Below are 20,472 nucleotides of genomic sequence, written 5' to 3'. Positions count from 1 at the left end.
ATTATGAAAAGACAAAAAATTTTATTAAACATTTTAATAATTATTGTGGCGATTTTCTTCGCCACTAGGGTCTTTTCATATTTCAAAAATCTTTCTGATGACAAAAAGTCAAAAGAAATCTATTTAGATATAGAAAATACCTCAAAGGACGAAAGTGACGAAATTGATTTTGAGCATTTAAAGACTCTTAACAAGGACATAGTCGCTTGGATAAAGTCTGGAGAGGGAAGTATTGACTATCCACTAGTTCAGTGTGAAGATAATGAAAAATATCTTCGCACTGCAGCTAATGGAGATACAAATATTTTTGGGGCAATCTTTTTGGATTATAGAAACAATTCATTAGATGAACCCTTTGTACTTATTTATGGTCACATGACAAAGAACAGGTCCATGTTTGGGTCCCTAAATGACTTCAAGGGCCAGCCTTGTCATGATGACTTCACGATTTATAGGGAAGGGTCAAAATTAAAGACAAAGGCAGTCCTTGCCGGCATTATATCTGGCGAAACTATGCTGGACCCCAGGGATTTCTCTTCCTTTGACAAGAGGCAGGACTTTTATAAATTTATAAGAAGTCATGCAGTCTACGACACAGGCTATGAGTTAAAGGAAGACGACAAGCTTATAAACCTTGTGACCTGCACCTATGAAAAAAGAAATTCAAGGCTAGTCCTTGTGACTGTCCTTGAAGATTAAAAGAAAGCTCCCGTGTGGGGCTTTTTCTTTGTCTTTTTATAACCTCTAATATTTGTCCTATATATATTTCCTAGGTCTATGTAAGATATCCAAAAGCTAACATATTGTTGATTTTTATTAATTAATGGCGACCTGATATTTTTTAATAAGAAAGATAGCCTAATCAAGGAATTGTTAAAGACTATGAAAATAAAAAGTCTAACTTGTCTTTAAATAAAAATATGTAACTTGAAAATAGACATAAAAAATCCCAAGAGGCTTGCTCTTGGGATAATTTTTTACTTATTTTACAACTGAGAAAAGAACTTTTGCTACTTTTTCAGCAGATTTTTCTGTCTTTTCAGCTACTTTTTCTTCTTTAACTTCTTTAGTTTCTTTCTTGTCAGCTTCTTTAACTTCTTCCTTGTCTTCTCCTAAAATTTCTTCCAATTCTTTTTTATTTTCTTCTTGGTATTTCTTTAGAAGTTCAGGGTTCTTGTCAAGTTCAGCCTTAGCTGCAAGGATTTTTTCTAATTCTTCGCCTTCATAAAGTTCTTTTAAAGTTTCAACAATTTCTTCATCTTTTTGGCCAGTTGACTTCATGGAAGCAATCATCTTGTAGTTATCTTCTTTTTCGATTTCTGCAAGCTTAGCTTCTAATTCTTTTTCAGTCATGTTAAAGATGTCAACTATTGGCATTCCTTCGTTCTTGTCGTATTTAACCTTGTAACCAAAGGCTTCAGATACGAATCTAACTGGGATATAAGTCTTGTCCTTGATAATAACTGCTGGAGAGTCAAGTGCAACTTCTTTTCCATTTACAAGGGCCTTGTTAGAGTCGATTTTTAAAACAATCTTATCATTATCTTTTGTAACTGTTACAGTCCTGTCTTTTCCATTCCAATCAACTTTTGCGCCAATTTTTTCATAGAAAGCACGAGCTGCTAGCATAGTTCTGTCATTCATAATCTTTGGAAGAGCTTCAGGATCTTCAAAAGTGATGTCTTCGCCATTTACTCTTACTGTTACAAGACTTACTTCTGGCATGATTAACTTCATGTAGTCTTCTGTAGTTAATTTTTTAACTGAAGTTGGGAAGTTGATCTTTACATTTTCATCTTTTACAGTGTCCATTTTTCCCTTAACAGAAACTTTTACGAAGTCTGCAACATTAACTTGCATTGCTAGGTCTTGGACAAGTTTGTTTTCTTCAAAAGTTGTCTTTTGAGAAATTTTTGATCCCTTGATCATTTCTTTTATGCTCTTAGCTGCTTCTTTAAGGTCTTCTGCCTTGTATTCCTTGTTAAGTTCTTTGAAATCTTTTCTTTCTTCTTCATCCATTGGAAGGCCAGCCTTGTCAATGATTGCTAGGACAGATGTTGAAACTGCGTCCCAGTTTTTCATAACACCGTCAGCTGACTTGATGAATTCATCAATTATAGCATCACTGCTTGCATCTAATGTGTAAGTGTTGCCTTCAACCTTGAAGTCAATTTCTTGTTTAAGGTCCTTTGTTGCAAGGTTCATTAGATTGATTAGGTCAGTCTTAAATTCTTCTGAATTGAAGTATTGGGCAGCCTTTGGTGAAAGACCATTTTCTTCATCTGCAATTGAGATGTAGTCTTCCTTGATGTCCTTGAAGGAGTCGTTTCCAAGTGCAAAGATGTCTTTTGAAAAGATAACTTCATTGCCCTTTACATAAAGGTCCATCTTGATAACATCAGGCACGTCTTTGTTAAGGCCAGCAATTTCTTCTTGGTTATCTGACATTTTTGCAATTTCTTTTTTGAACTTTGAGAAGTCCATATTCATTACAACGTGGGCCTTGTCTTTTCCCACTTGTTCGCCCTTTAGGCTTACAGGGAAGTTCATCTTCATTAATTCTTGAGTTTCTGGGTTTTTTACTTCAACATTGTATTCAAGTTGTCCAGAAACTTTTGAGCCCTTCCAGTCTGCTACCTTTTGGGAAGCGTCTAGATAGGCTGTTGTGTTTGCACTACAAGCACCAAGTGTTATGGCTGCAATAAGTACAAGAAAAATAGTTAAAATTTTCTTTTTCATAGTATACCTCCTATTTGTTCTTTATTGTATTATAAAAGAAAAATCATTTCAACTAAAAGACTATTACAAATGGCATACTTGCAAGAATTGCGAAGTGTCAATATAAGAATATATTATTCTTATTTCTCACTTATTATTGTATTTTGCCTTTTATTTTGTGTTTTTCTTTAATAATCTATTTTATAAAAAAGATCTTTGTCTAAGTTATTTAAATTTTTATAATTTTTTAAAATTATATCCCTATATTAATGTCTTTAGAGTCTTTATGATTAAAAATCTAATTTAGAACTTATTTAATAATATTTTATCTTTTTTAATCTATAGTGTATATACCTTATATTTACACTATAGTCCCGTAAAATTATTTTGTCAAGTTTTTTATAAATTTTTTATAGACTTTCCTTGGAAAATTATTTTAATTCAATTTTTCTTAAATTATTACTAGATTAGGTAATTTTTTAAGTTAATTTTTAATTTTTATCCACAATTTTCTTATCTTATCTACATTTGTTGACTAGGGAAGTTGATTATTATTAACAAGTCTATTTTTAAAATTTTATTTTATCTTTATCCTTTTTATAAACTAGAGATTTATATTTATCGACGTTTTTATCATCAAGTCACTTTTTTATATAGCTTTTAAAATTTTATAAGACTTATAAAAATTTATAAGACTTAAAATAAAAGTAAAATCTAGCTTCAATATAACAAAAAAGTATGAACCCAACAAGCAAATAGGCCGCAACTTTTGGTTGCATCAAGCTTTATTCTTAATTTTGTTAATTTTTTACTTAAAAATAATTTTAGTTTTATTTTATCTTGCCAAAAGATATTCCACTAATAAAAAATTTTCTATTAATCTATAAAATATTAAATCTAAATTTTAATAGTAAATAAATTTTATTTTTAATAGAAAGTTTAAAAAAAAACAAACTTCTCAATAATTTAAAAATTAAGCTTATATATGAAAATTTTTAAAATATAATTAAAAAAAAGAGACCCATCTGGATCTCTTGATTTTAAAATTTTCAATTGTTATGTAACTATAGCTCTATACCTCGTAAATTAAGCATTCAACCTTTAGCACTAAGCTACTTTCAAATGAGGTACTTTGCTACCTTTCCCTTGCGGGATGAATCAAAACTTGTCATTGGAATCACCTTTTCTTAGTTACCAATTTGTTTTCTCTAGCTAGCTTACTTATAGTATAGAGGACTAAAGTTGATTTGTCAATGTTTTCCTAAAAGTTTTTTATCTTTTTTAGATTTATTTTTTTCTCATCAATTTTTCCTTCATTTAGGGCCTTATTAATTTCAATAATTGCCTGATTTGCAGAGTTTAGCGACCCAATATTAACTATATAGTTCTTTGAGCCTTCCTTACCCTTTATTACGATTTCATTGTTCTTTGACTTGGAAATAGATTTCATATCTTCGTAAGGGAAGTGGTGGTTACCAATTACAAGGCCCTTGCCATAGGATCCCACAACTGTTCCAAGCCTGTCCCTTCCATCCCTAAAGGATGATTTAGAGGGAATATTGTAGATTATTGTGTCCTTGTCTTCTCTATTTGGGAACTTACCATTTTGTAGGTTGTATATAAATAGTAAAAATAGTCCAATTAAGAATAATGGGTTTGCCAAGAAATTAATGACCTTGTTGTCTCTCACATACATTTGTTGGAAAAAGTATATGTTTACAAAAATCAAAAATCCTATGTAGACAAAGATATTTAAGTTGTAAGTCTTCTTTCTTATATTTAGGTCCTCAAGCTTTAGGATTCCCTTGTACTTTGATATGAAGTCCACTGCTGTCATCATAAATAGGTAGTTTACAATGGCCCACATTATTGAATAAATAACAGATCCATTGCCCAGTTCTGATTCTAAACCAGAGAACTGAAGTCCAAAGGGAATTATTGCTGATATTATGAGGACTATGTTAGATGTTTTTTTGTTCAATTTTTCTCCTCTTTCTTATTTTTTCTTCTTTTTCTTTTTATTGCCTTTTATCTTTTTCATGTTTTTCTTGGGTTCTTCTTTTTCTTTTTCAATTTCTTCGGCAACCTTGTCGTTCTTACTTAACATTAGCATGGTTCCAAAGAAAGCAAACATGTAAATTCCAAGGTTTATAAACATTTTCTTTAGGTCATTTTCTATGATTAAAAGATCATCCTGGCTAAGTCCTGTAAGATTTTTATACCTAAAATAGGATATAGCAGAAAATAAAATCATTAAAATCACCATATAAATGAAAACTGATTTTGTGTCCTTGTATCTTTTTTCATCTACAAAAAAGAAGACCACCAGGGTTGATAGGGACACTATCCCCAGTAGGATTGCCAGAGTTTTAAAATTAAAAACCTGGATAAAACTTCCTGTATCTAGTTTGTTGTACTTAAATACAAGAAAAACTAGGGAAAGAATAATGATTATTATGCTGGTTTTTAGCCATTCTTTCTTATCTTTTGTCAATTGGTCACCTCGTCGTATTTATCCAGCCCATATTTTTCTATGACTGATATTATTTTTTCTGCGTAGGAAGGGTCTGTTGCGTAGCCGCCTTCTTTTATATACTTGGCTGCTTCCTTGTAGTCCTTGGCAGTCTTTACCTTTTCATACCTCTTGGCTGTTGTAAGGAGCTTGGCATAATGTTCAAAGGACTCTTTCTTGGAGGAGTACTTCTTGAAGTTCTCCATGTATCTTCCACTTTGTCCCTCAACATATTCTTCGGTTTCAAAGACTACGCCTTGGTCTTTTTTTACTGCCTTTATGCCAAAGTAATTGTTGTATTCTTGGGAAAGCTCAGACCTTCCCCAGTTGGACTCAAGGATAGACTGGGCCATCATTACAGATGGGAAAAGGCCATATTTTTTAGCCACCCTTGTGGCCAGTTTCTCTGTATCAATAATATAGGCTTGTCTATAATTTAGCTCTTCTTGGGCCCTTCTCTCTGAGGTTGATTTTATTAAGAGTCCCATAAAAAAGATAATTCCCAAAAATGCCAGGATAATCATAAGGCAGCCGCAACCTGCCCTCTTATTTTTCATCTTTCACTTCTTCATAAAGCTTGCTTATTTTTTTATTTAAAATAGGGTGAAAGTAGTTTGGCATAAGTTCATTTAAGGATTCTAAGACAAATTCCCTCTCTGCGATATAGGGATGAGGCACTATCAACTCATCTGTGTAGTGGATTTCCCTATCTATAAAGAGGATATCCAAATCAATTGTCCTTGCTCCCCATTTTTCATGTCTAACTCTGTCTAGATCAATTTCAATTTTTTGTAAGATGTGAAGAAGGTCGTGGGGATCTTCATAGGAAGACACCTTTACAACTGTATTTAAAAAGTCTCCTTGGTCAGTCTTGCCCCAAGCCTTGGTTTCTATAATAGAAGCTTTTTCTAGGAGCCTAAGACCTGCTTCTTCCATTTTTTCTAGGGCAGACTTAATGTAGCCTTCCCTATCTCCAAGGTTTGTCCCAATCCCAATATAGTAGTCCCTTCTCTTCTTCTTGCAGCGAACTGATGCTGTATCTAGGGGAAGGTTAATTGGGGCCCAAGGTTTTTTTATTGTGAGGTCAACAGTCTCTGCCATTTCATAGTTATCAAAGATGAATTTTGTCATCTTATAGGCAAGAGTCTCAATTAAATCTTCAGTTTCATTTTTAAAAAGATCATAAAGTTCATGGGACAACTTTCCATAGTCAATGGACCTGTCTAGGTTTTTTTCTATGGCACAGTCCCTAAAACTCATCCCAATTTCTGCACTAATTAAAAATTTTTGGCCAAGTTTATTTTCTTCTTCAAAAAGTCCATGGTTGGCATAGACTTCTAGGTCTTTTATCTTGATAAAATCCATAATACTCCCATCAATAAATTATTGTGTGATTTTTCTTGTTAAAGCTCCAATTGCATTCCTTATAGGCAGGACACCTAAAGCAAGGTCTTGAAAGCTTGTCTGCCCTATAAAAGATATTGAAAAATTCATCTTCTGCCAGGTCCTTGCTTCTGTGTGCTCCAATGCAATTTAGGATTCTTTCCTTTTCTTCATCTGAAAAATCTGTTAGCTTTAAAATTTCTCTAGCAAGATCAACTGAGGCAATGGCGTGGTTTATCCCTTCTTTTATTTCAATGACCCTCCCCAAGTCGTGGAGGAGGGCTGTTGAATAAATCATATCCTTGTCTACATCTACATCTTCTTCTAGCTTAAGGATGTAACAAATCCTTGCAACTGACACAAAGTGTTCATAGTTGTGCCTGCAAAAGAACCTGTCCCTTTCAAGATACTCAAGTTCATTTAAATAGTCATTGTAGATCTTGCTCTTGAGAATAAGGTCTGTATTTTTCATTAAAATCTAATTAAAATTCAATTAGTCTAAAGGCTTCTTGTTTTTGCTTTTCGTCTGTTTCAAGAATTCCTCTAGCTACTGATGTTACAGTCTTTGAGCCAGGCTTTTTAACCCCTCTCATGTTCATACACATGTGCTCTGCTTCTATAACTACAAGTACTCCCTTTGGTTCAAGATACTTCATCATAGCATCTGCAACTTCAATGCTAAGTCTTTCTTGTAGTTGTGGTTTTTTTGCATAAGTTTCTACAGTTCTTGCAAGTTTTGAAAGACCTGCTACCTTTTCATTTGGGATATAGGCAATGTGAGCCTTTCCGTAAAATGGTAAGAAGTGGTGTTCACACATTGAGTAGAATTCAATGTCCTTTACAACAACAATGTTGTCTTCTGTTATTTCAAAAGTTTTGGATAGGTGCTTTTCAGCAGTTTGTCCAAGTCCTGCAAAAACTTCTTCATACATTCTCGCAACTCTTGCTGGAGTTTCTAAGAGACCTTCTCTATTTTTGTCTTCTCCAATTGCTTCAATTATCATTTCAACAGCTTTTTCTATTTTTTGTTTATCCATATATAGTCTCCTCATAGATTATTTTAAAATTTACAAATTTCATTATATCATATTGCCCTTACAATGATAATAATTACCCATAAGTTAGAAGTTTATCCAGGCCTATAAAGTCTACTTAATTTACAATTTATTTATAATTTGATACAATATTTCCCGAGGTGCATGATGAAGAAATTACTTCTATATTTATCTCTTGGACTTGTGATTTTTTCTGCTCCTATGAATGTTTTGGCAGAAGAAACAAAAGCACCAATTGATAATATAAAGGCAACTAGTGAAAATACAACAGATGCCACAGATACAAATGCTGAAGAAAAAGAAATTGATCCAAATACAATTAGAAACCAAAATATTTTAGTACCTACAAAGGAAGGTGTCCAAAAGGCCAACCTTTACGAGGCTGAAAAAATAAAAAAATTAGAAGAGGTCCCTCTAGAAGGCCTCACTAAGTCTTACTTATTGGGAGATTATAAGTCTGGTGAAATCTTAGAAGGTCATAACCTAGATGAGATTCGTGCCATGGCATCAACTTCCAAACTTGTTTCAATATTTGTAGTCTTAGATAAAATCCAAGAAGGATCCATATCCCTTAATGATGAAGTTGAAATCGACAAGGAGGCCGCAGTCCTAACAGGATCTTCTTTTAAGCTAAAAGAAGGCGACAAGGTCACAGTGGAAAAACTAATTGAAGCTTCCATGGTTGTATCAGGCAACGATGCAATCACAGCATTAGGAAAGCATGTGGCAGGTTCTACAGATTCCTTTGTCAAGATGATGAACGACAAGTGCCAGGACCTAGGACTTAAAAATGCCCTAATGGTAAACCCAACAGGACTCACAAATTATGAAATCCTTGACTATAACAAGATGACAACTAGGGAAATGTTTAAGCTTGCATCAGAACTTATAAAATTTCATCCAGAGATTTTAAAATACACTTCTATAACTAAGTTAGAAGAGCCTGAAAGGAATTTTATAGAATACAGCACCAACCCAGTCCTTGGCATTATCCCTGAAGTTGATGGTCTAAAGACAGGTTACACCAATGCAGCGGGCAGGTGTGTAATCTTAACTGGACTTGAAAAGGGTGTTGACGACAAGTCAAAGGACATGAGGCTTATTGGAATAACTACAGGTTCCAACTCTGACTTCGAGAGGTTCGTTGCCTGTAAAAGACTTATGACAAAGGGCTTCGAAGACTACGGCTACAATGCCATTGGTGACACAGAAAAGGAAGTAAGGACCATAGAAGTCCTCCACTCTCAAGATGAAAATATCCCAATTTATCAAAAGGAAACTGGCTACATACTTTCTAAGTCAGGAGATAAGTACAGGGAAATGATTGAGATAAATGAAGACCTTAAGGCACCAATCGAGGCAGGTTCCTCCGTTGGAAAAATATCCTTTTATAAGGGTGACAAGCTAGTCTTTGAAAGTGACTTAATAGTTAAGGACAAGGTCTATGAAAAGGGAATAATCAATAAATTTAAGAGGGCCTTTGAAGAAATTTTTGTAAATATTGAGAAGGCTGCTTAAGTTAATAAACTAAGATTTAAAAAGAAGTGTCATAAAATATTGACACTTCTTCATTATTTATATACAATAATTTTATAGGTCTACGTAGCTCAGTTGGATAGAGCACACGCCTCCTAAGCGTGGGGCCGGAGGTTCGACTCCTCTCGTGGACGCCACAAATCACTTGCATTAGCAGGTGATTTTTTTATGGAAGTTTTTTTCCTATTTCAAATTTCTTTAGATTTCAATTTTTTGATCATAATAAATTGGCTCTAGCTTTATATTTTTAATAAATTTTAAATTCACCAAGTAGAATTAGTCACAAAATATTTTTTGTTTGATTTTCAATTTCTTTGTCTATATTTTTATTAATTCTACTTTTATATCTCCAAATTCAAATCTATTAATTCAATTATATTTATCACTGGAACTTCATAGGGATGATTTTCCCTTATAATTTTCATAGCTTCCTCTAAATCTTCTCTTCTTATCCTAAATTCTAACTTAGATTCCTCTACTTCTTCAACTTTATTTAGGCTTCCTATATAGGGGTTTGCCCCTTCAATTGGCCTAAAATGACCTTTAACATATGTTTCTGCATAACAATAGTCATAATTTTCTTCTTTTAAGAAACCTTTTTCGTTAATTTTATCAATTAATTTTATGCTGTCTTCTCTTGGGATAAATACTTCTATTTTCACGTGTTTCATGGTCTACCTCCTCTTATTTTTATACCACAAATTGTCTTGGATAGATATAAATTTAAATATAAATTGTTTAATTTCCATTTCCTTGGTTATATATTAAGTAGGGAGGAATCATTTATGATTAGTTTAATTATTAAAGTTTTAGTAAGTGGATTAGCTGTTTTACTAACTTCTGCACTTTCCATTGGAATTCAAACAGACGGTTATTCTACAGCTATTATGGCAGCTATTGTAATAGGAATTTTGGACTGGGCAATCAATAAGTTCACAGGAGTTGACGCTTCACCATTTGGTAGAGGTGCAGTAGGATTTGTTGTTGCAGCAATAATTTTATTCATCACAGGTCAAATTGTTGATGGATTTACAGTATCAGTTCTTGGTGCTGTTGTTGGTGCTCTTATCCTTGGTATTGTGGATTCATTCCTACCAGTTGACAAAAAAACTATGTAATATAAAAAAGACTCGACCTAAGTCGGGTCTTTTTTATTAAAAATATAGTCTAAGAAAGGGAGTAATTCTTATCTTAGACTATATTTTTATGAAATTTATAAAGAAAAGAGTTTTTTTAAGTTATTTCTGTGGATAAGTGCCCTTCCCTTAGTTTTTTACTTAATTTTCAAGCTTTTTTATCCACAATTTCCTCTTCTTATCTACAAATGTTGATTATAATTCGCAATTTTCTCTAAAAATAAGAAATTGTTAATAGTTTTTAGATTTTTATTTTTTATCAACAAGCACTTAATATAAATTTATCCACAAATTTTTTACAATAAAAAACCAGTGAGCATAAGCCCACCAGGTTTATCTTCCATATTTTTCTATTATTTCGTCAATCATCTTAGAGTTTCTTGAACTTACATTGTAATAAATATTGTTAACCCTAATAGTTAGTCCAGTCTTAACAAAGGAAATCTTGTTGCCACTTGTGAAATAAACATTGATGTAATTTGCAATTTCGCCATTGGTATCCTTGTTGGCTTGTTTACCCCTTAGGCTGTTTAAGTCCTTACATATCTTAGTAACTATTTTTCTATCCTTAATTGTCTTCATATTGCCAGTTTTAAAGCCTATTATCTCGATATAATCAACGTCTCTTGGGTTTATATCTACTATCTTATTTCTAGAAGATACTAGGCTACCTCCAAAAAAAACTAGGATGGCAAAGAATATTACAAGGACTAACCTTGATCTATTTGATTTTTTCTGTCTTCTTCCCATTATAAATTTATAACTCCATTCATAAATACGTAGGCCCTTCCACCGACCCTTATTTTCTTATCATTTTTTCCCAGGCTAGTTATAACCTTTGAAACTCTTCCAATATAATCTCCTTGAGTTGCTAAAATAGAGTCGCTCTTTGCAAGGTCATTTGCCTTTAGGTAGTGCATTGTGGCTGCAGTTGATGTTCCACTGCCAAATTCTTCGTCAGCACCTATAATTGGTGAGAAGGTTCTTTGTTTAATTTCTTTTCCATCTTGTGTTGTAAAAGCATGGATGGAAATTATCTTTTCTTCTCTAGAAATTTTTATTGCTTCATCTCTACTTAGGCTAATAGACGATAAAATCTCTTCATTTTTTACTGGAACAAGGATATCACAGGTTCCTGTGGATATTTTCTCCATATTTAAGCTTTCTTTAATTTCTAGACCTATATCATTAGGACCTAAATTTAAAGCTCTTAAAACGCCTTCTGGGGCCTCGTATTTTTCCCTCAATTCAACATTTAAATTCATATAGACATTTTGTATCTTAGAATTTTTGTAATCAAGCTCTACTGGAATCTTTCCAATCTTTGTATGTTGGATAATATTTTTTACCCCATCTTCCTTGGACATGATGTATTCATTTTCTGCAAGGGCATAAAAAGTTGCAATAGTTGCGTGACCACAAAGGTTGATTTCTCCATCTGGTGTGAAAAATCTTGTGAGATATCTATCCCTATCTAGTTGTCTAACAAAAACTACAACAGATTGATTTATATCCATTGCTATGTTTTTCATCTCTAGGTCTGTGAGTCTTCCATCATCTATGACAACGCCTGTAGAATTTCCCATAAATGGCCTGTCTGAAAAGGCTGATACTAGGTATATTGTGTAAAATCTCTTCATATTTAATCCAACTCTCTAGCCAAAATTAGATCAAGAATCCTAGATAGGTCTTCTTCTCCATAATATTCTATTTCGATTTTTCCAACCTTACCTCTTTTTTTGAAATTAACCTTTGTTCCAAGAGACCTTTCCACTTGGCTTCTCATGTCTTCTAAGAATATGTCTTCTTTTTCTTGAACCCTTGGTTTTTTTACACTTTTCTTGTTGTTATTTACAGGTAGAGAGTCTTTTATAATCCTCATGGCTTCTTTATATTGCTTATCTCCATCCTTAATAGAAAGAAGTTTTTTACCATGGGATACAGATATTTTTTCTTCTTCAAGAAGTTTTAAGACTCTTGGGTCAAGATTTAATAATCTAATAGTGTTACCTATATATTGTCTAGATTTGCCTATTTCTTCTGCAAGTTCCTTTTGTGTGAAATCTTGTGAATCTAGTAGGTGCCTGTAACTCATGGCTTCTTCAACAGGGTTTAAGTCCTTTCTTTGAATGTTTTCTATTATAGCAATCCTTGAAGATTCATGGTCAGTAATATCTTTTACAATTGCTGGGACTTTTTCTAAACTTGCAAGTTTTGCAGCCCTAAATCTTCTTTCTCCAGCTATAATCTCATACTTATCTTCTTTTTTCTTCAATAAAAGTGGTTGGATTATACCGTATTTTTCAATCGAAGCTGCTAGGTCTTTTAGGTCTTCTTCATTAAAGTTCTTCCTAGGTTGTCCCTCGTTTGCAACAATATCAGAAGTGCTAATTTCCATAAGTTTGGAGCGTTCTTCTTCTATAACTTCTCTTATTTTTTCACTGGAATTTAGAAAGTTTCCAATTCCTCTTCCTAGACCCTTTTTCTTAGTCATTTATCTCACCTATAACTTCCTTGGCAAGGTCTGTGTAAGCCTTAGCCCCCTTAGAACTGCTGTCATAGTCGTATATGTTCATTCCATAGCTTGGAGCTTCAGCCAATCTTACATTTCTTGGTATAAAAGTTTTAAATACCTTGTTGTCAAAGTGCTTTTGAACTTCTTCAACTACCTGGTTAGATAAGTTTGTCCTTCCATCGAACATACACATTACAACACCTAGTAGGCTCAAGCTTGGATTAAAGTTATCCCTTACAAGGGTCATAGTGTCCATAAGTTGAGATACTCCTTCAAGTGCATAATATTCACATTGGACTGGCACTAAAATCTTATCACTTGCCACAAGTGACATCATTGATAGGATTCCAAGAGAAGGTGGTGAATCTATAATTACAAAATCATAATTGTCCTTCACCTTATCTATCATCTTTTTTAATTTAAATTGCCAATCTTCGTGCCTTGCTAGTTCTATCTCCACTCCAGCAAACTCCGAGTTTGATGGGATTATATCAAGTTTTGAAAAACCTGTTGGATATATCGAATCCAATTCTTCATCTATTAAAAAATCGTAAATCATATTGTCAAATTCATATAGACCAAGGCCCGATGTAGCATTTCCTTGGGGATCCATGTCCACTATTAGAGTTTTTTTGCCTCTTAGAGCCAATGCTGAACTTAAATTTATGACTGTGGTGCTCTTTCCAACACCACCCTTTTGATTAAAAACTGTAATTACAACAGACATATTCTTACCTCATTTCTATATAATTAATAATATCATGTTTAAGAAGCATTTTAAAGATGAGGAAAGTATTAGTGCAAAATTTTTATTCTAATTTTAGCCTCATGCTCTACGTAGAGCACAAATAATATTTATACTAAATGCTCTACGTGGAGCATAATAATTTATCGAAATATTAAGTTTTATTGCAAGCAAAAAGGCTCCACGTGGAGCCTTAATTTTTTCTTTGTGTTTGTTTGTGTAAATAACTAACTTATAGGGGAGACTTCCTAGGTTTACCTCCACCTCTTGGATATTTCTTGTCAGTAGCTTTTACCTTTTTTATTACAATTATATAGTGATCAATATCATTAGGTAGGGGAGTGTGAATTACATCTTCAACTTCTCCACCCATAACTTCTATTGCTCTTTTGCCATTCTTAATTTCTTCTTTATACTCTGGTCCTTTTTGAGATATGAAATATCCGCCGACTTTCACAAAACCCATTGCATATTCTGTAAGAGTTGATAGGTTGGCCACAGCCCTTGATACCGCAACATCAAACTGTTCTCTATATTCATCTGTCCTTGCAACTTCTTCTGCTCTTGCATGAACTGCCCTTATGTTTTTAAGGCCTAGGTCTTCTATAACTCCATCCAAGAAGTCAATCCTCTTTCTTAGGGAGTCTAGTAGGGTTACATCGAGCTCTTCATTGTAGAGTTTTAATGGGACTCCAGGAAATCCTGCTCCTGTTCCAATGTCTATAATTTTTTCACTTCCGCTAAACTTTCCAGTTTTTATAAGGCTTAGGCAGTCCAAAAAGTGTTTTACATTAAACTCATCATCTTCAGTTATTCTTGTAAGATTTGTGTGTTGGTTATAATCTAGGATTAATTTTTTATATCTCTCATACTTATCTATATTTTTTGTATCAAGGTCATATTCCTTGAAATAATCAACTAACATTTTTTCTCCTCATTTGTTCTAAGTGGATAAGAAGGACATTTATATCAGCAGGTGAAACTCCAGTTATTCTCGATGCTTGACCAATAGATTCTGGCCTAATATCAGATAGCTTTTCTCTTGCTTCAATCCTAAGACCATCTATAGCCTTGTAGTCAAGGTTCTTTGAAAGCTTCTTATTTTCAAGCTTTTTAAATTGTTTGATTTGGATTTCTTGCTTCTTAATATATCCTTCGTATTTTATTTCTATTTCTATATTTCTTATTACATCTTCACGGACAGGAGGTCTATCTGGATCAAAGACTTCTAGTTTTTTATAATCAAGTTCTGGCCTTTTTATCATTTCATAAAGACTAAAGGAATTTTGAGTCTCAGTAGATCCAAGTGACTCTAAAATCTTATTGTTTTCAGCAGTTGGGTTGATTTGAATCTTCTTAATTCTCTTTATTTCATCTTCAATTGCCTTTTTTCTGTATAGGTAACCTTCATATCTCTCATCATCTACAAGACCAATTTCCCTTCCTCTTTCAGTCAATCTGAGGTCTGCGTTGTCTTGTCTAAGTGTTAGCCTGTACTCTGCCCTTGATGTCATCATCCTATAGGGTTCACGAGTTCCCTTAGTTACAAGGTCATCGATTAATACTCCTATATATGCTTCAGACCTATCTAGGATAAAGGGATCTTTTCCTTGAACCTTTAGAGCTGCGTTGATACCTGCAACTATACCTTGGGCTCCTGCTTCTTCATAACCACTGGACCCATTTATTTGTCCTGCAAAGAAAAGACCTTCATAGTCCATGTGTTCAAGACTTCTCTTTAAAAGAGTTGCATCAATGGCATCATATTCTATGGCATAGGCTGGTCTAAGAATTTTACAGCTTTCCATACCAATTATTTCCTTGTAAAACTCTTGTTGAATTTCAACAGGTAGGGAGGAGGAAACACCTTGTATATACATTTCATCAGTAGTAAGTCCTTCTGGCTCAATAAATACTTGGTGGGAATCCCTGTCCCCAAACCTCATAACCTTGTCTTCAATAGATGGACAATATCTCGGTCCCTTTCCCTCAATGTCTCCAAGAGCCAAGGCAGACCTTTCAATATTGTCTCTTATGATTTCATGACACTTCTTAGTTGTGTAAGTAAGGTAACAAGGTTCTTGATCAATATCGTATTTCTTATCAATATTTAAGAAAGAGAAGGGGACTATTTCTTCATCTCCAGATTCTTTTTTCATGACAGAAAAGTCTATAGAGCTTCTTAGGACCCTGGCTGGTGTACCAGTTTTAAGCCTTTGAAGTTCCATCCCAAAATCTTCTTCTAGGCTTGAAGAAAGGTGGTTGGCAGGACCAAAACCAGATGGACCAGATGAGAAATTAACTTCTCCCATAAAAATCCTTGCCCTAAGATAAGTTCCACTGCAGATTACAACAGCTTTGGTATTGTATTTTGCACCATTTCTTGTCAAAACTCCACTTACCTTATTACCATCTTTTAAAATCTTTATAGCTTCATCTTCCACAAGATAGAGGTTTTCTTCATTTTCTAGAACCCTCTTCATCTCTTCATGATATTTTCTCTTGTCAGCTTGGACTCTAAGTGAGTGAACTGCAGGTCCCTTAGATGTGTTTAGCATCTTAGATTGGATAAAAGTTTTGTCAATGTTTTTAGCCATTTCTCCACCAAGTGCGTCAATTTCACGAACTAGGTGGCCTTTTCCAGTTCCTCCAATATTTGGATTACAGCTCATTTGCGCAATTGAATCTAAATTTATACATAATAGGAGAGTCTTTGCACCAAGTCTTGCAGAGGCAAGGGCAGCCTCACTGCCAGCATGGCCTGCTCCAATGACTACTGTGTCAAAGTCTCCCGCTTCATAATATTTAACGTCTGACATCTTTACCTACTTTCCTATACAAAAATCAGAAAATACCCTGTCTAAAATATCTTCTGTTGTAATTGTTCCTGTTATTTCAGAAATGTGGCCTATTACATTTTCTAGGTCAACTTCAATTAAATCCAAAAATACCTTTTTCTTTAAGCTCTCATTTACCTCTAAAAGAGATTTTTTTGCTTCCTTTAAGGCATTTATATGTCTTAGATTGGAAAGGATTGAATCAGAGGATATTTGAAGCTCTCCATCAAAGAAGAGGTCAATAATTAGGTTTTCTATCTTTTTTACTGACTCGTTTTCCATTACAGAAAGTCTCAAATAATCATCCTTGAAGTATTTTTCGATTTCTTCATCAGAAATTTTTTGTTCCAAATCATCCTTATTTAAAATAGTGATGTGCTTCTTGTCCTTTATTAGATTTAAAATTTCTTCATCGTCCTTGTCAAACTCACGAGAAATATCAAAAATTGCAATAACAAGGTCAGCTTCCTTTAGCTTTTCTCTGGCTATATTTACACCAATTTTTTCAACTTCATCGTCAGTTTCCCTGATTCCTGCTGTATCTGTGATCTTCAATAGGACACCATCGAGGTTTATATAGTCTTCTATAATATCCCTAGTTGTTCCAGCAATATCAGTGACTATGGCTCTGTCATATTTTAAAAGACCATTTAAAAGGGAGGACTTACCAACATTTGGCTTTCCAAGTATAACTGTGTTTATTCCATCTCTTAAAAGCCTTGAATTCTTTGAATTATCTAAGAGATTGTCCATCTTATCAAGGATTTTGTTGGACCTTTCAATAAGGTCATTATAGGCAGCATCCTCAATGTCCTCATCTGGAAAGTCAATATTTGCAACAATTAGGGCCTGCATAGATACAAGCTCGTCCTTTAATTTATTAAGAACTTCACTTAAGGCACCACTTAATTGATTTAAGCCCATGTCAAAAGACAAGTCAGTCTTTGCCTTAATCATGTCAATTACGGCTTCTGCTTGAGTTAAATCAATTCTTCCATTTAAAAATCCCCTCTTAGTGAACTCACCCTTTTCAGCAAGTCTTGCACCCTTAGAAAGAATTAAATTAAGAATCCTTTTTACAGATACCACACCACCATGGCAGTGGATTTCAACAATGTCTTCTGCTGTATAAGAGTGTGGTCCCTTCATCTTAACAACTAGGACTTCATCGATTTGTTTATCTCCGTCAACTATATGACCGTATAAAAACTTCCTGTTTTCAGCCTCTGCCATCTTTTTTCCACTGGCAGATTTAAAAATTTTATCTATTATATTAACTGAATCATCGCCACTCATCCTTACTATAGCAATGCCGGCCTCGCCGATTGCTGTAGAGATAGCAGCTATTGTATCATTTAAATTTCCCATTTTATCATTCCTTTTAGATTATATTACTACAATTAGGGCAAATAAAAAAGAAGGCTTTTAAAATAAAGCCCTCTTTATCAATATTCTCTCTCTTTTTGAATTACTACTTTTCTAAAAGGATCCTTTCCTTCTGAATGAGTAAGTACTCCTTCAAAATCTTGTAAAGCTGTGTGGATAATCTTTCTTTCATAAGAATTCATAGGTTCAAGTTTTATGGACCTACCAGTCTTAAGAACCTTGTTGGCCATTTTGCCAGCAAGATTTTCGAGCGTCTTTTTTCTCTTATCCCTGTAGCCACTAGAGTCAAGGTTGACCCTAATGTATCTTGAAGATTTTTTATTAACAATTAAGTTTAAAATATATTGGATAGAATCAAGAGTTACCCCTCTTTTTCCAATTAAAATTCCAAGTCTATTTTCATCTCCATTGACATTTACATTTAGAGTATTATTTTCTAATTCCATTTCCACAATATTATCAAGTTCAAGAGTTTCAAGGATTTTTCCTAAAAATTCTCTTGCAGCACTTAAGATTTCTTCATTTTCTTCATCAAGAGTCTTAATAGCTTCTTCCATATGAACTTCATCTGTGGAAACTTCTTCGTCTTCTATTTCAAGTTCATCATCAGTATTTTGAACTACTTCTTGGCTCGTCTCTGGTTCAATTTCTTCATTAAATATTTCATTTAAAATGCTTTTTGTCTCATCTACTTTTGGCCAAACTTTTACAGTGGCATCCTTAGAACCAATAAGTCCCAAGAAACCCTTTTGACCCTCATCAAGGACTTCAATTTCAGCATTATCTCTTGTAATATTTAATTCATTTAGAGCCTCTCTTACTGCTTCATCTACGGTTTTACCCGTCTTAATTACATAATTCATTACTTGTCCTTAACCTCAACTTCTTCAATTTCATCTTCTACAATCTTATTAGTTATGAGCTGTTGACCTATTGAAAAAATATTGGAAACAGTCCAATAAATTACAAGTCCTGCTGCATATTTTCTTGCCATTGAAAAAATTAAAATCGGCATTACAACCATCATAGTAGACATCATTGACTTAGCTTGATCAGCACCTGCTCCTTGAGTTGCAGGGTTCTTAGTAGTAATAAAGGATACTAAGAAAGTCGAAGCTGCCGCTATAATAGGCATAATTAAAGTTTTGTCAGCATGATCAATATTTTCTATATAAAAGAAGTTCTTGTTCATTGCTTCGTAAAAACCTGGATCTGTAAAAGCGAAGGTTTGTGGGTTCAAAAAGACCCTATAAAAGGCAATCAATACAACCATGGTAATAATCATTGGAAGACATCCTCCAGCCATGTTGTAGTTGGCATCCTTATAAAGTTTTTGTTGCTTAGCAGCCAAAGTTTGTGGGTCGTTTTTGTACTTCTTTTGAATCTTAGTAAGCTCTGGTTGAAGTTTTGCCATTTTCTTTTGATTTTTCATCTGAGAAATATTTAGTGGCAAAATCAAAAGCTTAATAATGATAGTTGCAATTATAATTGAAAGTGCAAAAAATGAAATTGCAGCTGGTTCTTGTGGCATAATTGCTGCTAGACCATCATAGATGAATCTAACAAAAGTACCAAGTATAGTACTAATTAAACGCATTAATAATTTCCTCCAATTTAAATGAGAGGATCGTATCCGCCCTTGTGGAAGGGATTACACTTTAAGATTCTCCTTATAGTCAAATAAGTTCCCTTAAAAAATCCATACTTCTCATAGGCTTCGTAACTATATTGTGAACATGTTGGGTCAAACCTACAGTGTCTTCCTGGAAGAAGATAGGTTGAAATAAACCTTTGATAAAATCTTATTAAAATCATACAAATTTTACTCATTTAACCATCTTCTTTTGTCTTTTTAAAACAGAAAAAAAAGAATTCTTAAAGTCTTTAAAGTCCGAATCACATGCATCCTTCTTTGCGACGAATACATAATCGTATCCAGGCTTTATTTTATGAGAATTCTCTCTTAAAAGGTGTTTTAATCTTCTCCTGATAAAATTCCTATTTACTGCATTGCCGACTTTTTTTGTGGCAGTAATGCCAAATCTTGGATAATCTCTATTATTCTTGGCAGTAAAAAGAGTGATATATCTAGATCCAGAAATCTTCTTATTAGAATAAACCCTTTGAAATTCACTATTCTTTTTTAAATAACAATCCTTCATTATAAAACCTAAGCTGAAAGTTTCTTTCTGCCCTTTCTTCTTCTTGCCTTAATTACGGCTCTACCTGCTCTTGTTCTCATTCTAGCACGAAAACCGTGTTCTCTTTTTCTTTGTTTGTTTTTTGGTTGATAAGTTCTTTTCAAAATTCTCACCTCTTTCTATCCTTATCATTTTATTTACAAATTAGAGTCTTGTCAAGTAATATAGTCAATTAATTAACTTTCAAAACCAAAAAAATATAAATATTAAATAATTTATGAAAGTTCATCAAAAGCCCTTCTTGTTGATAAGTATAGTCTTATTTGTTAAAATATATGTGGATAATTGTGAGTTATATGTAGATAATAATAAACCTGTTTATAAATAAAGTTATTAACAATCTGTTGATAAGATGTTGATAGTTTTATTTTTATTTTTCTACAAACTGTAATTTAGCAAATTTTTTAGGCAATCTATCAACAATTCAACCAAAATCATATTGTTTATA

Annotated in this window: 23 protein-coding genes and 1 tRNA gene; 4 read left to right on the top strand and 20 right to left on the bottom strand. The window is 33.4% G+C overall.

From position 1 onward, the window contains the following. The first annotated feature begins 3 nt into the window (after nucleotides 1–3). Nucleotides 4–699, top strand: a complete 696-nt coding sequence (locus tag HMPREF3023_RS05450) for a class B sortase (RefSeq protein WP_070701510.1) — start codon at nucleotides 4–6, stop codon at nucleotides 697–699. Between the two features lie 282 nt (nucleotides 700–981). On the opposite strand, the gene HMPREF3023_RS05445 is transcribed toward HMPREF3023_RS05450, so the two are convergent. From HMPREF3023_RS05445 to folE, 7 genes are all read right to left on the bottom strand, one after another. Next, nucleotides 982–2,739 (bottom strand): copper amine oxidase N-terminal domain-containing protein, encoded by a 1,758-nt coding sequence (locus HMPREF3023_RS05445; RefSeq protein WP_070701507.1) that lies wholly within the window; start codon nucleotides 2,737–2,739, stop codon nucleotides 982–984. 1,240 nt (nucleotides 2,740–3,979) lie between these two features. Next, entirely contained in the window at nucleotides 3,980–4,699 is a 720-nt protein-coding gene (locus HMPREF3023_RS05440) for a hypothetical protein (protein WP_070701505.1), read from the bottom strand. 15 nt (nucleotides 4,700–4,714) lie between these two features. Continuing rightward, a complete protein-coding gene (locus HMPREF3023_RS09455) occupies nucleotides 4,715–5,212 on the bottom strand; it encodes a hypothetical protein (protein WP_070701503.1) in 498 nt (165 codons plus the stop codon). Beyond that, complete coding sequence (locus HMPREF3023_RS05430; protein WP_070701501.1) at nucleotides 5,209–5,787, bottom strand: glycoside hydrolase family 73 protein; 579 nt, start codon at nucleotides 5,785–5,787, stop codon at nucleotides 5,209–5,211. The genes HMPREF3023_RS09455 and HMPREF3023_RS05430 overlap by 4 nt, the downstream gene beginning before the upstream one ends. Further along, complete coding sequence (gene folK, locus HMPREF3023_RS05425; RefSeq protein ID WP_070701499.1) at nucleotides 5,777–6,595, bottom strand: 2-amino-4-hydroxy-6-hydroxymethyldihydropteridine diphosphokinase; 819 nt, start codon at nucleotides 6,593–6,595, stop codon at nucleotides 5,777–5,779. The genes HMPREF3023_RS05430 and folK overlap by 11 nt, the downstream gene beginning before the upstream one ends. Before the next feature lie 10 nt (nucleotides 6,596–6,605). Next, a complete protein-coding gene (locus HMPREF3023_RS05420) occupies nucleotides 6,606–7,085 on the bottom strand; it encodes an HD domain-containing protein (RefSeq protein ID WP_070701496.1) in 480 nt (159 codons plus the stop codon). Nucleotides 7,086–7,095: 10 nt separating this feature from the next. After that, complete coding sequence (gene folE / locus HMPREF3023_RS05415; RefSeq protein WP_070701494.1) at nucleotides 7,096–7,650, bottom strand: GTP cyclohydrolase I FolE; 555 nt, start codon at nucleotides 7,648–7,650, stop codon at nucleotides 7,096–7,098. A gap of 165 nt (nucleotides 7,651–7,815) precedes the next feature. On the opposite strand from folE, the gene HMPREF3023_RS05410 reads away from it, so the two are divergent. Together HMPREF3023_RS05410 and HMPREF3023_RS05405 are read left to right on the top strand one after the other, a co-directional pair. Continuing rightward, nucleotides 7,816–9,186, top strand: coding sequence for a D-alanyl-D-alanine carboxypeptidase family protein (locus tag HMPREF3023_RS05410; protein ID WP_070701493.1), 1,371 nt, complete (start codon nucleotides 7,816–7,818; stop codon nucleotides 9,184–9,186). A 78-nt stretch (nucleotides 9,187–9,264) separates the two neighbouring features. After that, nucleotides 9,265–9,341 (top strand) — tRNA-Arg (locus tag HMPREF3023_RS05405). A 204-nt stretch (nucleotides 9,342–9,545) separates the two neighbouring features. Here HMPREF3023_RS05405 and cutA read toward each other — a convergent pair. After that, entirely contained in the window at nucleotides 9,546–9,875 is a 330-nt protein-coding gene (gene cutA, locus HMPREF3023_RS05400) for a divalent cation tolerance protein CutA (protein ID WP_070701491.1), read from the bottom strand. 114 nt (nucleotides 9,876–9,989) lie between these two features. Here cutA and HMPREF3023_RS05395 point away from each other — a divergent pair, with 114 nt between their 5' ends. Beyond that, nucleotides 9,990–10,322: a phage holin family protein gene (locus tag HMPREF3023_RS05395; protein WP_070701489.1), complete on the top strand. Its 333-nt coding sequence runs from the start codon at nucleotides 9,990–9,992 to the stop codon at nucleotides 10,320–10,322. A 351-nt stretch (nucleotides 10,323–10,673) separates the two neighbouring features. Here the strand turns inward: HMPREF3023_RS05395 and HMPREF3023_RS05390 are convergent, their stop codons facing one another. From HMPREF3023_RS05390 to rpmH, 12 genes are all read right to left on the bottom strand, one after another. Further along, a complete protein-coding gene (locus HMPREF3023_RS05390) occupies nucleotides 10,674–11,090 on the bottom strand; it encodes a hypothetical protein (RefSeq protein WP_070701487.1) in 417 nt (138 codons plus the stop codon). Next, on the bottom strand, nucleotides 11,090–11,980 hold the full coding sequence (locus HMPREF3023_RS05385) for a PhzF family phenazine biosynthesis protein (protein WP_070701485.1): 891 nt from the start codon (nucleotides 11,978–11,980) through the stop codon (nucleotides 11,090–11,092). The genes HMPREF3023_RS05390 and HMPREF3023_RS05385 overlap by 1 nt, the downstream gene beginning before the upstream one ends. Nucleotides 11,981–11,982: 2 nt before the next feature. After that, nucleotides 11,983–12,834: a ParB/RepB/Spo0J family partition protein gene (locus HMPREF3023_RS05380; protein ID WP_070701483.1), complete on the bottom strand. Its 852-nt coding sequence runs from the start codon at nucleotides 12,832–12,834 to the stop codon at nucleotides 11,983–11,985. Further along, nucleotides 12,827–13,582: a ParA family protein gene (locus HMPREF3023_RS05375; protein ID WP_070701482.1), complete on the bottom strand. Its 756-nt coding sequence runs from the start codon at nucleotides 13,580–13,582 to the stop codon at nucleotides 12,827–12,829. The genes HMPREF3023_RS05380 and HMPREF3023_RS05375 overlap by 8 nt, the downstream gene beginning before the upstream one ends. 250 nt (nucleotides 13,583–13,832) lie before the next feature. Beyond that, nucleotides 13,833–14,525, bottom strand: a complete 693-nt coding sequence (gene rsmG / locus HMPREF3023_RS05370) for a 16S rRNA (guanine(527)-N(7))-methyltransferase RsmG (protein ID WP_070701479.1) — start codon at nucleotides 14,523–14,525, stop codon at nucleotides 13,833–13,835. Beyond that, nucleotides 14,515–16,419 carry a tRNA uridine-5-carboxymethylaminomethyl(34) synthesis enzyme MnmG gene (gene mnmG / locus HMPREF3023_RS05365; RefSeq protein ID WP_070701478.1) on the bottom strand — a complete coding sequence of 635 codons (1,905 nt, stop codon included), beginning with the start codon at nucleotides 16,417–16,419 and terminating at the stop codon, nucleotides 14,515–14,517. The genes rsmG and mnmG overlap by 11 nt, the downstream gene beginning before the upstream one ends. Nucleotides 16,420–16,425: 6 nt before the next feature. Continuing rightward, nucleotides 16,426–17,805: a tRNA uridine-5-carboxymethylaminomethyl(34) synthesis GTPase MnmE gene (gene mnmE / locus HMPREF3023_RS05360; protein WP_070701476.1), complete on the bottom strand. Its 1,380-nt coding sequence runs from the start codon at nucleotides 17,803–17,805 to the stop codon at nucleotides 16,426–16,428. Between the two features lie 77 nt (nucleotides 17,806–17,882). Then, the gene (jag, locus tag HMPREF3023_RS05355) at nucleotides 17,883–18,686 is read right to left on the bottom strand and encodes an RNA-binding cell elongation regulator Jag/EloR (RefSeq protein ID WP_070701474.1); all 804 of its coding nucleotides are present in this window, start codon (nucleotides 18,684–18,686) and stop codon (nucleotides 17,883–17,885) included. Further along, nucleotides 18,686–19,420, bottom strand: a complete 735-nt coding sequence (locus tag HMPREF3023_RS05350) for a YidC/Oxa1 family membrane protein insertase (RefSeq protein ID WP_070701471.1) — start codon at nucleotides 19,418–19,420, stop codon at nucleotides 18,686–18,688. The genes jag and HMPREF3023_RS05350 overlap by 1 nt, the downstream gene beginning before the upstream one ends. Before the next feature lie 17 nt (nucleotides 19,421–19,437). Beyond that, nucleotides 19,438–19,653, bottom strand: coding sequence for a membrane protein insertion efficiency factor YidD (gene yidD / locus HMPREF3023_RS05345; protein WP_070701457.1), 216 nt, complete (start codon nucleotides 19,651–19,653; stop codon nucleotides 19,438–19,440). Further along, the gene (gene rnpA / locus HMPREF3023_RS05340; RefSeq protein ID WP_083315525.1) at nucleotides 19,650–19,985 is read right to left on the bottom strand and encodes a ribonuclease P protein component; all 336 of its coding nucleotides are present in this window, start codon (nucleotides 19,983–19,985) and stop codon (nucleotides 19,650–19,652) included. Before rnpA ends, yidD begins: the two co-directional genes overlap by 4 nt. A gap of 8 nt (nucleotides 19,986–19,993) precedes the next feature. Then, the gene (rpmH, locus tag HMPREF3023_RS05335; protein WP_197407889.1) at nucleotides 19,994–20,131 is read right to left on the bottom strand and encodes a 50S ribosomal protein L34; all 138 of its coding nucleotides are present in this window, start codon (nucleotides 20,129–20,131) and stop codon (nucleotides 19,994–19,996) included. Between the last annotated feature and the right edge of the window lie 341 nt (nucleotides 20,132–20,472).

The sequence above is a fragment of the Peptoniphilus sp. HMSC075B08 genome, assembly GCF_001815405.1.
Lineage (GTDB): Bacteria > Bacillota > Clostridia > Tissierellales > Peptoniphilaceae > Peptoniphilus_A > Peptoniphilus_A harei.
This window is presented reverse-complemented; position numbering and strand designations above follow the sequence as displayed.

Coding starts and splice junctions, on each gene's coding strand:
- HMPREF3023_RS05450 (WP_070701510.1), top strand. CDS start 4: ATGAAAAGACAAAAAATTTTATTAAACATTTTAATAATTATTGTGGCG.
- HMPREF3023_RS05445 (WP_070701507.1), bottom strand. CDS start 2,739: ATGAAAAAGAAAATTTTAACTATTTTTCTTGTACTTATTGCAGCCATA.
- HMPREF3023_RS05430 (WP_070701501.1), bottom strand. CDS start 5,787: ATGAAAAATAAGAGGGCAGGTTGCGGCTGCCTTATGATTATCCTGGCA.
- folK (WP_070701499.1), bottom strand. CDS start 6,595: ATGGATTTTATCAAGATAAAAGACCTAGAAGTCTATGCCAACCATGGA.
- HMPREF3023_RS05420 (WP_070701496.1), bottom strand. CDS start 7,085: ATGAAAAATACAGACCTTATTCTCAAGAGCAAGATCTACAATGACTAT.
- folE (WP_070701494.1), bottom strand. CDS start 7,650: ATGGATAAACAAAAAATAGAAAAAGCTGTTGAAATGATAATTGAAGCA.
- HMPREF3023_RS05410 (WP_070701493.1), top strand. CDS start 7,816: ATGAAGAAATTACTTCTATATTTATCTCTTGGACTTGTGATTTTTTCT.
- cutA (WP_070701491.1), bottom strand. CDS start 9,875: ATGAAACACGTGAAAATAGAAGTATTTATCCCAAGAGAAGACAGCATA.
- HMPREF3023_RS05395 (WP_070701489.1), top strand. CDS start 9,990: ATGATTAGTTTAATTATTAAAGTTTTAGTAAGTGGATTAGCTGTTTTA.
- HMPREF3023_RS05390 (WP_070701487.1), bottom strand. CDS start 11,090: ATGGGAAGAAGACAGAAAAAATCAAATAGATCAAGGTTAGTCCTTGTA.
- HMPREF3023_RS05385 (WP_070701485.1), bottom strand. CDS start 11,980: ATGAAGAGATTTTACACAATATACCTAGTATCAGCCTTTTCAGACAGG.
- HMPREF3023_RS05380 (WP_070701483.1), bottom strand. CDS start 12,834: ATGACTAAGAAAAAGGGTCTAGGAAGAGGAATTGGAAACTTTCTAAAT.
- HMPREF3023_RS05375 (WP_070701482.1), bottom strand. CDS start 13,582: ATGTCTGTTGTAATTACAGTTTTTAATCAAAAGGGTGGTGTTGGAAAG.
- rsmG (WP_070701479.1), bottom strand. CDS start 14,525: ATGTTAGTTGATTATTTCAAGGAATATGACCTTGATACAAAAAATATA.
- mnmG (WP_070701478.1), bottom strand. CDS start 16,419: ATGTCAGACGTTAAATATTATGAAGCGGGAGACTTTGACACAGTAGTC.
- mnmE (WP_070701476.1), bottom strand. CDS start 17,805: ATGGGAAATTTAAATGATACAATAGCTGCTATCTCTACAGCAATCGGC.
- jag (WP_070701474.1), bottom strand. CDS start 18,686: ATGAATTATGTAATTAAGACGGGTAAAACCGTAGATGAAGCAGTAAGA.
- HMPREF3023_RS05350 (WP_070701471.1), bottom strand. CDS start 19,420: ATGCGTTTAATTAGTACTATACTTGGTACTTTTGTTAGATTCATCTAT.
- yidD (WP_070701457.1), bottom strand. CDS start 19,653: ATGAGTAAAATTTGTATGATTTTAATAAGATTTTATCAAAGGTTTATT.
- rnpA (WP_083315525.1), bottom strand. CDS start 19,985: ATGAAGGATTGTTATTTAAAAAAGAATAGTGAATTTCAAAGGGTTTAT.